This is a genomic window from Zavarzinella sp. (assembly GCA_041399155.1).
Lineage (GTDB): Bacteria > Planctomycetota > Planctomycetia > Gemmatales > Gemmataceae > JAWKTI01.
Window position 1 is genome coordinate 1,160,221 of record JAWKTI010000001.1, and the last position, 11,939, is coordinate 1,172,159.

16 protein-coding genes are annotated in these 11,939 nt (G+C 48.5%); 11 read left to right on the forward strand and 5 right to left on the reverse strand.

The window, feature by feature from the left end:
* The first annotated feature begins 11 nt into the window (after positions 1 to 11).
* Genes R3B84_04860 through rtcA form a run of 4 tightly spaced genes read left to right on the forward strand, consistent with a single transcriptional unit; the run spans position 12 to position 4,206 of the window.
* Positions 12 to 896 carry a polysaccharide biosynthesis/export family protein gene (locus R3B84_04860; GenBank protein ID MEZ6139885.1) on the forward strand — a complete coding sequence of 295 codons (885 nt, stop codon included), beginning with the start codon at positions 12 to 14 and terminating at the stop codon, positions 894 to 896.
* A gap of 10 nt (positions 897 to 906) precedes the next feature.
* Entirely contained in the window at positions 907 to 1,302 is a 396-nt protein-coding gene (locus R3B84_04865) for a hypothetical protein (protein MEZ6139886.1), read from the forward strand.
* 27 nt (positions 1,303 to 1,329) lie between these two features.
* Positions 1,330 to 3,120, forward strand: a complete 1,791-nt coding sequence (locus tag R3B84_04870) for a hypothetical protein (protein ID MEZ6139887.1) — start codon at positions 1,330 to 1,332, stop codon at positions 3,118 to 3,120.
* Between the two features lie 30 nt (positions 3,121 to 3,150).
* Entirely contained in the window at positions 3,151 to 4,206 is a 1,056-nt protein-coding gene (rtcA, locus tag R3B84_04875; GenBank protein ID MEZ6139888.1) for an RNA 3'-terminal phosphate cyclase, read from the forward strand.
* On the opposite strand, the gene R3B84_04880 is transcribed toward rtcA, so the two are convergent.
* Entirely contained in the window at positions 4,207 to 5,088 is an 882-nt protein-coding gene (locus R3B84_04880) for a hypothetical protein (GenBank protein ID MEZ6139889.1), read from the reverse strand.
* A gap of 84 nt (positions 5,089 to 5,172) precedes the next feature.
* On the opposite strand from R3B84_04880, the gene R3B84_04885 reads away from it, so the two are divergent.
* Complete coding sequence (locus R3B84_04885) at positions 5,173 to 5,535, forward strand: hypothetical protein (GenBank protein MEZ6139890.1); 363 nt, start codon at positions 5,173 to 5,175, stop codon at positions 5,533 to 5,535.
* On the opposite strand, the gene R3B84_04890 is transcribed toward R3B84_04885, so the two are convergent.
* The gene (locus R3B84_04890) at positions 5,536 to 5,916 is read right to left on the reverse strand and encodes a hypothetical protein (protein MEZ6139891.1); all 381 of its coding nucleotides are present in this window, start codon (positions 5,914 to 5,916) and stop codon (positions 5,536 to 5,538) included. It lies immediately after the preceding gene.
* A gap of 122 nt (positions 5,917 to 6,038) precedes the next feature.
* Here R3B84_04890 and R3B84_04895 point away from each other — a divergent pair, with 122 nt between their 5' ends.
* Entirely contained in the window at positions 6,039 to 6,944 is a 906-nt protein-coding gene (locus R3B84_04895; GenBank protein MEZ6139892.1) for a prenyltransferase/squalene oxidase repeat-containing protein, read from the forward strand.
* Between the two features lie 105 nt (positions 6,945 to 7,049).
* Positions 7,050 to 7,442 carry an FHA domain-containing protein gene (locus R3B84_04900; protein MEZ6139893.1) on the forward strand — a complete coding sequence of 131 codons (393 nt, stop codon included), beginning with the start codon at positions 7,050 to 7,052 and terminating at the stop codon, positions 7,440 to 7,442.
* Between the two features lie 14 nt (positions 7,443 to 7,456).
* Here R3B84_04900 and R3B84_04905 read toward each other — a convergent pair whose 3' ends face one another.
* Positions 7,457 to 7,717 carry a hypothetical protein gene (locus R3B84_04905; protein MEZ6139894.1) on the reverse strand — a complete coding sequence of 87 codons (261 nt, stop codon included), beginning with the start codon at positions 7,715 to 7,717 and terminating at the stop codon, positions 7,457 to 7,459.
* Between the two features lie 69 nt (positions 7,718 to 7,786).
* Here R3B84_04905 and dtd point away from each other — a divergent pair, with 69 nt between their 5' ends.
* From dtd to R3B84_04920, 3 genes are all read left to right on the forward strand, one after another.
* Positions 7,787 to 8,227, forward strand: a complete 441-nt coding sequence (gene dtd / locus R3B84_04910; protein ID MEZ6139895.1) for a D-aminoacyl-tRNA deacylase — start codon at positions 7,787 to 7,789, stop codon at positions 8,225 to 8,227.
* Positions 8,228 to 8,672: 445 nt separating this feature from the next.
* Entirely contained in the window at positions 8,673 to 8,897 is a 225-nt protein-coding gene (locus R3B84_04915; GenBank protein MEZ6139896.1) for a hypothetical protein, read from the forward strand.
* A gap of 97 nt (positions 8,898 to 8,994) precedes the next feature.
* Positions 8,995 to 9,480: a transcriptional repressor gene (locus tag R3B84_04920; GenBank protein MEZ6139897.1), complete on the forward strand. Its 486-nt coding sequence runs from the start codon at positions 8,995 to 8,997 to the stop codon at positions 9,478 to 9,480.
* A 25-nt stretch (positions 9,481 to 9,505) separates the two neighbouring features.
* Here the strand turns inward: R3B84_04920 and R3B84_04925 are convergent, their stop codons facing one another.
* Positions 9,506 to 10,441 (reverse strand): ABC transporter ATP-binding protein, encoded by a 936-nt coding sequence (locus R3B84_04925; GenBank protein ID MEZ6139898.1) that lies wholly within the window; start codon positions 10,439 to 10,441, stop codon positions 9,506 to 9,508.
* 135 nt (positions 10,442 to 10,576) lie between these two features.
* Between R3B84_04925 and R3B84_04930 the strand changes: the two genes are divergently transcribed.
* Positions 10,577 to 11,164 (forward strand): phospholipid scramblase-related protein, encoded by a 588-nt coding sequence (locus tag R3B84_04930; protein MEZ6139899.1) that lies wholly within the window; start codon positions 10,577 to 10,579, stop codon positions 11,162 to 11,164.
* Here the strand turns inward: R3B84_04930 and R3B84_04935 are convergent.
* Positions 11,161 to 11,937, reverse strand: coding sequence for an RNA methyltransferase (locus R3B84_04935; protein ID MEZ6139900.1), 777 nt, complete (start codon positions 11,935 to 11,937; stop codon positions 11,161 to 11,163). The two genes, R3B84_04930 and R3B84_04935, sit on opposite strands and share 4 nt — an antisense overlap.
* Positions 11,938 to 11,939 lie beyond the last annotated feature (2 nt).

The following is an 11,939-nucleotide window of genomic DNA, read 5'->3' on the forward strand; positions in this document are numbered from 1 at the left end:
GGCCGATGAACATGCGTTTCACACAACTCGCAGGCAGTACCCTGGCGTTGTACGTGTTCACCTGTCTTTCCGGGTGCGTCACTGGCCATTTCGAACACTCCGAAAGTTCTGCCAGCCTGGGACTGCCAGTGCAGACCGATCTGCCAAATGAATTAAATAAGGTAATCCTGCCACCTTACCGTATCGAAGCACCCGATGTGCTGCTGATCGAAGTTTACGGCTTGCCGGAAGAAAAAGGAAAACCAGCCGTTGTGCTGGCACCCCAGCCGATTTCTGGAAACCATCTTGTAAGATCGGATGGCATGGTCAACCTGGGTATCTGGGGTAATGTAAAAGTCAGCGGGTTGACGATCGACGAAGCCAAAGTTGCAGTTCAACAGCACGTCTTCGAGAAAATGTCGAAGGATCCTGTTTTGAACGAATACAGTGCGAACGTGGACAAGCCAGAAAAATTGTTCACAATCGTCGATGTCGTTGCTTACAACAGCAAATCATATTACGTGATTTCGGATGGTGCTGGATATGGCGAACAAATCACACGATTTCCCATCCAGGGGAACGAAACCGTGCTGGATGCGCTGGCAAATGTAAATGGATTGCAACAGGTTTCTTCGAAAGATGAAATCTGGATTGCACGACGGTCTCCAAATCAGTTTGAACCAGACAACGTGATCCCGGTAGATTATGTTGCGATGACGCAGCGTGGCTGGGCTGGTACCAACTATCAATTGCTTCCAGGGGATCGTGTTTATGTTCAATCGCAACAGTTGCTGCGGGTTGATAGTTACCTGCAGAAAGTGCTGACACCGATTGAACGTGTTTTGGGTATCACCTTACTGGGTGGGTCAACATACAATTCAATCGCTCGCCCGAATGTGTTAAACAGAGGCTTCTAGGAGAAACAACATGAAATATCTTGCGGTAGTGCTGACGACGATTATTTGCAGTAGCAGTGCGTTCTGTCAGAATCCGATGGACATGTACAATCGACGTTCTCAACCACTGAGCCCATATCTGAATCTTTTGCGTGGTGGTAACGTTGCCGCCAACTACTATTATGGCGCCAGACCGGGCTTACCTGCAGGTGGCTATCGACAGAACACACCAATGGGAAGTAATACTGCCTTTGCCCCGCGGCAATCGTATTTTGAAAACGCCCTGCCGCTGGGTGTTGCCAGCTCGCCATTGGCCGCTGGCCAGATTGTGCCCACGGGGCATCCCACCGGCTTTTTTGCGACGTTGGGATATTTTCCAGCAACAACTGCCCGCCAGGCAACACTTGGTATTCCCAGTCAACGGTAAGTGGAATCTTTACGCAAGGAAGAAAACGTGTACTGCTACATTTGCGATCGACGATTTCTGCTCATTAGCATGTTGGTGCTGATCGCTGGCAGTTTCACCTTGCAGCGATCGATCGGTCAGGAATTGGAACCGCTGATCGATTACCCACCGAAATTCAGCGAAAGAAATATGCCTTGGTACGCACCAGCAAAACTAAAGAAGATGCTGGCAGGGTTATTTCATGATGAAATTCCTGATAACAGAGTAGTGTCTGAAAATTTGCTTTCCCCACCTGCGTTAGGTCAATCACCAATGGCAGGTTCTCGAGAGAACCTGATTCCATTACAACAAAATCCAGTCGGGCATGTGCAGTTGCATCCGACAGTAACCGCACCCAGACAGCAAACGATTCAGACACAGCCACCGGTCCGTTTGCCAGTCTATGGTCAACCATTGCAGTCAAACCAGCCACCGGTAAGGAATTTGCCAATTCCAGTGCAGCCAGAACTCCGTTTACAGGGGTACGAAGAACCAGCGGTACCAGAAAAGAAAGTCCTGCAACCGAAGAAGTCGCCACAACCTAAAAAGATTGTTGAAGAGGTGCCACAACCCATCAAGGTACAGGACAAAGGTACTGAACAGAAAAACGAACCAGAAACAAAACCAATAGCACCCGCCTTACCAATCGCACCTGTGATCAACTACTCAGGCGGTCCCAAATGGCGCTGGTACGGGTATGGCACACCTGGCGAATCGGTGCTTTCGTCACCCGATGCTGCAAAAACAGTGCATTTACCTTCGCCCGTTTTGTCACAACCAACTCAAGTGGAGGCACCGGTACCATCTGCTCCTCAGCCTGCGCCTGTGGTGATGAACGAAGTACGCTCATTACCAATCCAGTTGCCCAATCAGTGCAACGATTGCCCACCTGCACAACCGTTGCCAGAAGTGCCAGTAATTACCGTGCCCATGTCACCCATACCACAAGAACAGCGGTTGGGTCCGGTATTGATACCTCCGTACTATCCCACTGAAGAACGGATTGTGACATTGGCACCACCAGTGATTGTTGTGTCACCCGAGCCACCAGTGGTAAACATGGGCCCTTCACCGATTGCTGAACAGCAGGCAGGGCAAGGGCATCGAATGACATCTTCTCGATATGGCCTGGTACACCATCCCGTGGGAGACAATAACATCCAGAAGCCACAGGAGACACAATCGAAAACTGTGCCTCCGGTGGAACAGCCGCGGAAGCCGGTTTTCAATCCGTTGTCGCAACCGAATGAAATTCCGACACCTTTTCAACTGATTCCAAATGTGGGATCAACGGGGCAGCAGCCTTCAGCCACGCCACGTGGAAAATCAACCCGTTATCCACGGGTACCTGCGAGTGGGATGCAGAACGATCGAAAAGAAGCTGTGGTGCCAATGCCACCCGCAAAGGTATTTCCCACCGTGCCAAAGGTTACTCGACCTGTAGATCAAAAGCCTGGTAAACCGAGTGAAAGCGATTTCATGGGATTGAAAATGCCAGAAGTACAACCTGTGGCAGCGACAGAGGTTGTGAAGGAGCTACCTAAACTGGTCGAAAAGCCCGCCGAGACACCTGCATTAGACACTAGTTATTTGTCGCGCGAAATCTCATTGTGCTGCGGAAACGATGCGATTTTTGTTGAGGCAAACATTCTTGCTGCCAAACATTTGAAATTAACCCTGAAAGTGGATTCGGTTGAAAGTGCTTTGGCAGTCCGTGGACGATTGACACGAAGTCCCGCTTTTCATGGCTGGCAGATTGATTTCGATCTGCAAGCAAAAGAAGTTGTACCACAGAAGTGAACCCCTCAACCACATTTTCCTCTTTCAATCATGGATAATCTACTGGAAATCGATGGTTCCACGGGTGAGGGTGGTGGGCAGATTTTACGTACCTCCCTTTGCCTGTCGTTGATGAACAATCAACCCATTCGCCTCTTCAACATTCGTGCGAATCGCAAACCGAAGCCCGGCTTGCAGGCACAGCACTTGCAGTGCGTCAAAGCCGCACAGCGGATTGGCTGTGCCCATGTGGTGGGTGCGGAACTCGGCTCTCAGGAAATTGTTTTTACCCCTGGGGTGGTTCAAAGTGGCGATTTTCACTTTCGGATTGGCACTGCAGGTTCTGTGGCATTGGTGCTGCACACCATTTACTTGCCACTTTGCCTGAAAGCCGATGGGCCCAGCACCATCACAATTGAAGGTGGTACACACGTTCGAGCAGCTCCCACTTTCCCATTTCTGGAAAAAACCTGGCAAGGTCACCTCCAAAGTATGGGTCTAAAGATTGTTACAAATTTGTTACAAACAGGCTTTTACCCACGTGGGGGTGGGAAAATTGCCGTACAGATCGATCCTGTAGCGGAAATCCATCCACGAAATTCCCACCAGGTGCCAAAAATTGAAGCGATCACCATTGACAGCGTTGTGGCTGGTCTGGAATCCCACATTCAGGAGCGAATGCTCCGCAAGGCCAGGCAACTGCTTCGTGGGGAGGAACTTCATATTCACGAAGAATTGACGAAAATTTCGGGCGGGCCTGGGGCTTATTTGGCCATTGTTACTGAAACATCCCCGCCGATAGCATTTGTGGGACTGGGCGAACTCCGCAAATCGGCAGAACAAGTGGGTGCTGACGCGGTGAAAGAGCTGCTACACTTCCGCCAGAGCCACCAGCAGATCGATCCGCACAGTGCTGACCAGATCATGTTGCCGCTTTGTTTTGCGACTGGCCCCAGCAAATTCACTGTTTCAGAGATCACCCAGCACCTGTTGACGCAAGCCTGGACGATTCAGCAGTTCAAAGTGGCAACAATCCTGATCGAAGGTGAACTGGGTGGGATCGGTAAGGTGACAATTGAACCAGTCAATGCCCCATCTGTAGGATGATTATTCCAGATCGAACAGACAGATATTTTCCTGTCCGACGGCACAGGCCTGGGAACCATCGTTGGAGATGGCCAGCATTCTGATTTTTCCAATACGGAAGTGGTATTTGCGAAGCTCTCTGAATTGGAGATCATCCCAAAGTCGAATAGTGCCATCCCACGAGCCACTCATTAAAAATTCCCCACCTGGGTGGTATTTCAGACAGCTTACCGCACCCGAGTGGCGGCAATCGATGGTGGGTAAACTGAAATTGCTGAGAGAATTGATTGCAATTTCCCACCCCATCGTACTGGCCACCCGGGGTTCATGTGGGTGAATGTCGACGGCACGAACCTGGCTCTGGAACTGATGATTCTTTGTTTCCTGATGTTGTAAATTACGGAAATGGATTTTGTTCGATCCATCGGACCATAACACAGATTGATTTCGCCAGTTGGTGCTACCACTGACAATAAAATTAGTGAAATTTAATTCATATTTCGAAGTGGTATTCCCCAGTGGCACAAATTCGAATGCATTCTGGTTCACATGACCCTCACTGTGGTGCATTAACCCCACCAGGGCAGTACTCAGAGTCACAAAGCCAAGCCAGGGGTTTGAGCTGGGATTGGCATTTGGGCGGGTCCAGATGCGCCAATGGCTATTGGGTTCATGAAATGTCCAGGTGTGGAAGCTCGAATTCATCGCACCTGCCACCAGATATTTGCCCTCTGGGTGGCACGCCAGCGCGGTAACGGGGTTTGTAAACAGGGAATAGCCTGTTTTTTCCCCCATGCACCAACGCTGTACTTCCCCACTTTTCATCCCCAGATATAACGAAGTGGCGTCGGGTGAAAAGCAAACGCTGGTCACATCCATGCCAGAAGTATTTAACAAAAACATTCCAGAAGATTCCCATTGCAACTGGTGTTATTTTACTGGCTATCATTGGAAGACGCTGATCAGTAACCGTTTGAGATAAAATTGATGAAATGCGATGAGGGCTATATCTGCGATGTCTGTGGTTCCGATGTGGCCAGCATATTGGATTCCGATTTATACCTACGGTACCTGCTGGGTGAAATCGAACTGGAAAACCTTCACCTGCACCAGGAACGCCACATCCGCTGCAACCCTGCGGTGGCACAGTATATCGTTCACACGGCATTTGCACCGTGTACAATGACGGGGCCGTTTGCAAAAGACAATTTTGATGCAGAATTTGTTGCTAAAGAGACCGCCCGCATCACACACGCCTGGTTGGCTCTGCAAAAAATACCCCAATCGGGTAAAGCTATTCCGGAATATCGCGATTTGCTTCTGGAAGTTAACCCAGGAGAAAAACTTTAATTACAGCATGCATTTCATTTGAATTGGAATGTTGGTGGTGGGGCGGGTTTCAATCAGTTTGCCGGTGTGGGCATCGACGATAAACTCATCGCCGTTTTCTACCACCACAATTTTTACCACTTTTCTGCCATTTTCATGAGTCATTACCAGAGAATGTAAAGAACCCAGCGGGAGTGGTTTTCGATAATGTGAATCCTGCTGTTCTCTGGGCGGAGGGAGCACTCGAAACTGCTTTGATTGCACCGCGCTGGGCAGTTCAGGGACTTCAGAGTTCGACTGATTCAGGCAGATTAAACCAATTGTCAACACAATGATCGTGCAAAGTGATGCAGTGATGCAAACGGTTAAAGATGGTTGCTTTGGGGAAAAAGAAGTCGCCACACCAGCTACCTCCAACATGGATGACTGATATTCGTAAAACAAATCGTAGAAATCCGCTGATATTCTACCGTTGGGGCAGTGCTTTGCATGTAACTTATCTTGAAAAACTTACGTTCGATTTAATGAACGGTTTACAGCACCTGCCGCCTGACTTATTAAACCATCATTCAAAGTGGATTACAAGTCAGATGTGCCCTGATGGTGGGTTTCCGGGTCGTGAAGGTGGTTCAGACCTTTATTACACCGGATTCGCATTGAGAAGTCTGGCAATCATGGACTCTCTTTCGCCTGAGATGGCACAGAAAACGGCAGGGTACCTCAAAAATTGTCTTCATCAACCAGTGTCGCTGATCGATTTATTTTCGTTACTTGTCAGTGCATTTCTGGTGCGGATAGCCGCTGATGAAGATATTTTTGCAGATTCCCCAACTGATTGGACACTACGCACTGCAAAATTACTGGAAGTCCACCGAAACAAGGATGGTGGCTACATGCGGGTGCCAGGTGCCGCATCTGGAAGCACTTATATGACCTTTTTAGTGGTGCTATCCCTGGAACTTCTTGGAGAACCACTGACCGATGTCAGTCAATTAGAGAATTTCGTGCAACAGCGGGAAAGATCCGGTGGTTACGTCGAAATTCCCCAGATGCGACGTGCGGGAACCAACCCCACTGCGGCAGCGATCGGCATTCTGGATGTGCTTGGGAAAACTTCTCCAGAAAATGCGACATCAACCGTGCCGTTTTTGGAGAAAATGTTTTGTGCAGAAGGGGGATTTCGTGCCAATGACAGAATTCCCACTGCAGACTTGCTGTCGACCTTTACCGCAGCATGGACAATTTCCCAATTGGGTGGGGGAAACGAGCTGCCAAAGGATGAAATATTAAAATATGCTCATCAATGTGCTGTGCCTGATGGCGGTTTTCGAGGTGGGTTGTGGGATCAAACTGCAGACATCGAATACACTTTTTACGGTTTAGGCTTGCTTGGGCTGCTCTATGGCCTGGAAAATGTGAAAATAGGTTAGTCGGTCGATTTTCTCATCAATTGTTCAATTTTTGGCAATTCGTGCGAAGAGATGGTATAAGATAAGCCTTACTCCCACGTACTAACCACGTAGCAAGGTTTGCATATGCCTGCACAACTACTCGCGCTGGCCGATGGTCCCACGATCATTGTAAATAAGCCGATTTTGATGCTGGGCAGACACTCTGAATGCGATGTGCAACTCAATTCGAGAAAAATTTCACGTCGACATTGCATTATTGCACAATTAAAAGATCATTTGATCGTTCGCGACCTGGGAAGCACCAATGGCGTGCGGATCAATGGAAAAGCTGTTACTGAAGGGAAATTGGTATCTGGCGACGAGCTTTATATCGGTAGTTTTCGCTATCAGGTACAGATTGATGGCATTCTCATGAGTGCCCTGATCAGTTCCCGCAGTGGGGTGCCAGAAATGCCCAAGTTTACCGATTCCGACCTGGAAGAAGCAGATGAGCCAATCCCACTTGATGAAGAATGAGATTATTCTCATTTTCAGGTTTTGTTCAGTTCAGTTACCAGATTCGCAAGTAGTTTGATATCACGTTTCGCCATGATATTGGCGATTCTGGATGCCGGTATTTCCAGATTAGTCATTGTTTTTTCTGCACGGTCCCACAACTGGTCAACTTTTTTGCCTTCAGCCAGGAATAGTTCCGTGACAATCTCGCCCAGCTTCTGCACATTGATGGCACCCTTATTGCGGTAGTAACCGTTGATAATCTTCTGCTGGTAGGGGGTGTAATCCTGAGACATCGCCCTGTTTCTCCGTTGTACAAAACCCTATTGTACCTTACAGATAGCACCAAAATCAGCGAAAAGGCGATGCGGGCAGTAATTCAGCGAGTATGCCAGGCAGCAGTGACTGTTGCAAATGAAACGATTGGCAAAATCGACCACGGCCTGGTAGTGCTGCTGGGAATTCATACTTCCGACACCGATGCCCAGGCGATCTGGATGGTAGAAAAAATCGCAAATTTGCGGATTTTTGATGATCCCGACGGCAAGATGAATCTTTCTTTGCAAGATGTGGGTGGCAGCGTCCTTCTTGTCAGCCAGTTTACGCTTTATGGCGATTGTGTAAAAGGTCGCCGCCCAAGTTTTATCAGTGCGGCACGACCAGAACAGGCGATCCCACTTTATGAACTCGCGAAAGAACAATTTCTGCTCCAGGGTATTCCATTACAGACTGGCCAATTTGGTGCTGATATGCAGGTGGCACTCGTTAATGATGGCCCGGTAACCCTGGTGCTGGATACCCCTTGAATGCACCAAATTCAGCCAAGTAACCGCTGGTTTAGCTACGACAGGCACAAGTAGCCAAGCAGGCATCACGTGTCTGGTGTGCATCATCGGCACGACTGGTTAATAATTTCCAATTGCCCACCCTTCAGGTACTAGTTTTGTTGAAACCAGTGGATAGACCAGTCGATGTTAAGCGGCAAGTTCTCATTTTCATTCGGTTGCGTTTTTTCGCACCCCACATTGAGTTTGAGAACATTTACAGACTTGCATTCTCTTCAAGAACGTCGTGTACAGTTTCGGCTGGCGCCTATTGTGGAAGTGTGGGTGAATTGGGTGATATTGGGAGGTTGGCTTGAACGCAAAAAATCGATTTGAGGGCTTGATCGGCCTGTATAATTCGTTCAGAGATCACTCACCAAGCCCAGTGCGGCCCCAACAGCGATCTCAAACATCTGGAAAACGCAGCATGATCGACCAACAATTACTCCGATTACTCCACGATCGGTCTGAAATGAGTTTTTTCAAAGATTTGGAAGAGGATAAGACGATGCCAACATTAATGGAAGAAAAGATTCGAGTTGATCTCGTTGCTAGGGTGCGTGCTGAAATCGCTGCAGGCACTTACGATACCGATGAAAAATTTGACGCCGCAATTGCCCGTTTCATCTTTCGTGAATCAGTGGACGATTAATTCTCATATTTGCCAGTGAACTTACTGCAAAAAAGAGACTTTCCACTGCAATTCAGATATAATACGTTTACATCTCAATTGCGAATGGAGTTTTTCAGTGAGTTTGCCGACGCTACCTGTTACCCACTCTCCAGTAGAAAAATTTCGGGAATATCTCAATAGCCGGTCTACCCCACAGCGATTCACTGAACAGCAACGGGAATTAGTAGAGCATATTTTTGCTACCCATAGCCATTTCGATGCGGATCAGTTAATTCGCGATATCGATAAATCGAAGCTGAACATCAGCCGAGCAACTGTTTATCGCACGCTAAGCAAACTTGTAGATGCGGGAATGCTGCGGACCATGGAAATTGGTGCCCGCACTGTATACGAGCACGATTACGGCTATCCCCAGCACGAACATTTGGTCTGCGAACATTGTGGTACAATTATCGAATTCCAATTACCAGCAATCGAAACCATGCTGCAGAACATTGCCCGCCAGCACCAGTTCCAGGTGGAGGGCCACACGATTCTGGTTCGTGGGAAGTGTTATTCCTGCTCCCAGGCCCGGTCAAAACGCCGCCTGGATATGATTTAATCAAAATTTCATTTTTGACTGATTTTCATCCCACCGATCTTAAAAACAGATCATTCATCGTTTCTTCATCGGGTGTCAGCTTGCGAATCGTCACCCCGCACTGTGCGGCAAATCGAAACAGATCGTTCTCTGCAATACTGTCAGGAAGCTGAAGAATATATTCGCCGTAAGTTCTTGCAGAATCTATTGCTACGCCAATCTTTCTCAATTCAGCTAAAAATCGCTCTGCTTCTCCAGCAATGCGTAGCTGAAATCGGCGGTGCTGGTGGGTTAACAGTGATGCGACGCTCCCTTGCCCACGCACATGACCATGGGCAAGAATGAGAACTTGCTCACAAACGGCAGAAACATCCCCAAGTAAGTGGGTAGACAAAATAATCGTTTTGCCATGTTTTGTGCCTAATTCCAAAAGCAGGTCAAGCATTGCCCGCCTGCCTTCCGGATCCAGTCCACTGGTGGGCTCATCCAACAACAGCAGTGCAGGATCGTGGACCAGCGCCTGAGCCAGTTTCAGGCGTTGCTTCATCCCAAGCGAATATTCTGCAATCAAGCGATAGCGGGCTTCATCTAACTGAAGATGGTAAAGCACCTCGTGGGCACGTCGTAGTGCTTCTTTTCGACGCAAACCGTACATCTGTGCCGCTAATGTGACGTATTCAATCCCCCTGAGACCGGGGACAAGAGCATCGACTTCAGGCATGTAACCGACCACTCGTCGGAGTTCTAAGTCTCCTTCATCAGAGCGGTTAGGAACAATCGGATGACCAAGCACCATCCCATGGCCACTGGTGGGGCTCAGTAATCCTAATAAAATCTTCATTAATGTGGATTTGCCAGCACCATTTTGCCCCAGTAGTCCAATTCTACCCGCCTGTAACTGCAAAGTAATGTCAGTCAGCACGGTTGCACTGCCGAAGGTGCGACAGATATTCTGCAATTCAATGATAGGTTGATCGTTCAATTTTATAGCCAATCAATTATATAACGAGCTTGTGAAGCCCAACCTGGGGCGAATTCATGATTCCACTGTGGATGAATTTCATAAACTGCCCACAGTTACTGTACGGAAAGATTCACCATCTACTCGCGGGATACCATGCTCAACCGATCTTCTTATTTTATTCGCGAACATGTGGGAATGTTCAAGCTGAAAGGTGTTTACGACATTCTCGACCCGGAAAGCAACGAGGTGCTGGCTTCTGCCAAAGAAACCAGTTCCCAGTGGGTGCTCTGGTGCCAGTTTCTGATCAACCAGCAATTTTTGCCAATTCAGTACACGATTATCGAGGCAGAAACCAACCGCACACTGTTAATTCTGGAACGTGGAGTTACTTTTTTTCGCAGTGTCATTACGATCAAAGGGCCCACAGGCGAAAAGCTTGGCTACTTAAAGAACAAACTCTTTGCCTTTAAGGCAGGCTTTTACGTTTATGATTCCCACGATAATCTGATTGCCCAGGTCAAAGGGGACTGGGTAGGTTGGAATTTTCGCTTTATTGATGCCAACGACACGGAAATCGGCATCGTTACTAAGAAATGGGCAGGTATTGGCAAAGAATTGTTTACATCAGCCGATAATTACCTGATTAAGATTCATGATGATGGCGAAGGTGTGTCTGAAGCAAAAAGTCTGTTGCTTCTGGCAGCTGGGCTGGCAATTGACACGGTTTACAAATCCCGTTAAGTTGCAGAATCTTCATCATTATCGTTGGTTGTCGGCAGTTGTCCCCCATTTTCCATGATGTATCGTAACTGGCGAGCTAATCCATGCAGAATTCGCACTTCATTGGGCGATGGGTGGGCACGCCCGATCAAATGGCGGATTGCTGCCATCAGGGGATCGGCCTTAGTACCGTATAGAAAGTGAATCAATTCCAGACTGGACCGCAATTCCTGAAACATCCTTTCCTGCTGTTCGTAAGGTGCAATTTTCTGCGTGGGAACCATCGCAGATCCGATGGCATGCATCCCTTGCCGGTGCAACTCATAACAGCAAATCGTTACCGCCTGGGCCAGATTCAGCGATGTAAACTCTGGTGCAGTAATTATTCGGATAATTCCATGGCACTGGGCAATTTCGTGATTGCTCAGCCCACTGGGTTCCGGGCCGAAGACCAATGCGGAATTCCCCACAGCGAGGGTGGGAACAAACTTTGCCAGCAGTTCATCTGGCCTGCCGTAATGGTGGCTACGCTGAAAACCGTCGATACTGGCCGAGGTGCACAGCACATAGCCACAATCGGTGAGGGCTTCCTGCAAAGTCTGACAACGCACTGCCTGATCGAGCAGATGTTCCCCGTGGGTGGCAAGTCGCCTTGCTTCCGGAGAAAGGTGGTCTGCCAGGGGATTGACCAGAAAGAGTTGTTTCAGGCCGAAATTGTGCATCACACGAGCTACTGAGCCAACATTGCCAGGGTAGTGGGGCTCGAACAGCACAATTCTTGTGTTGGAAAGCATGA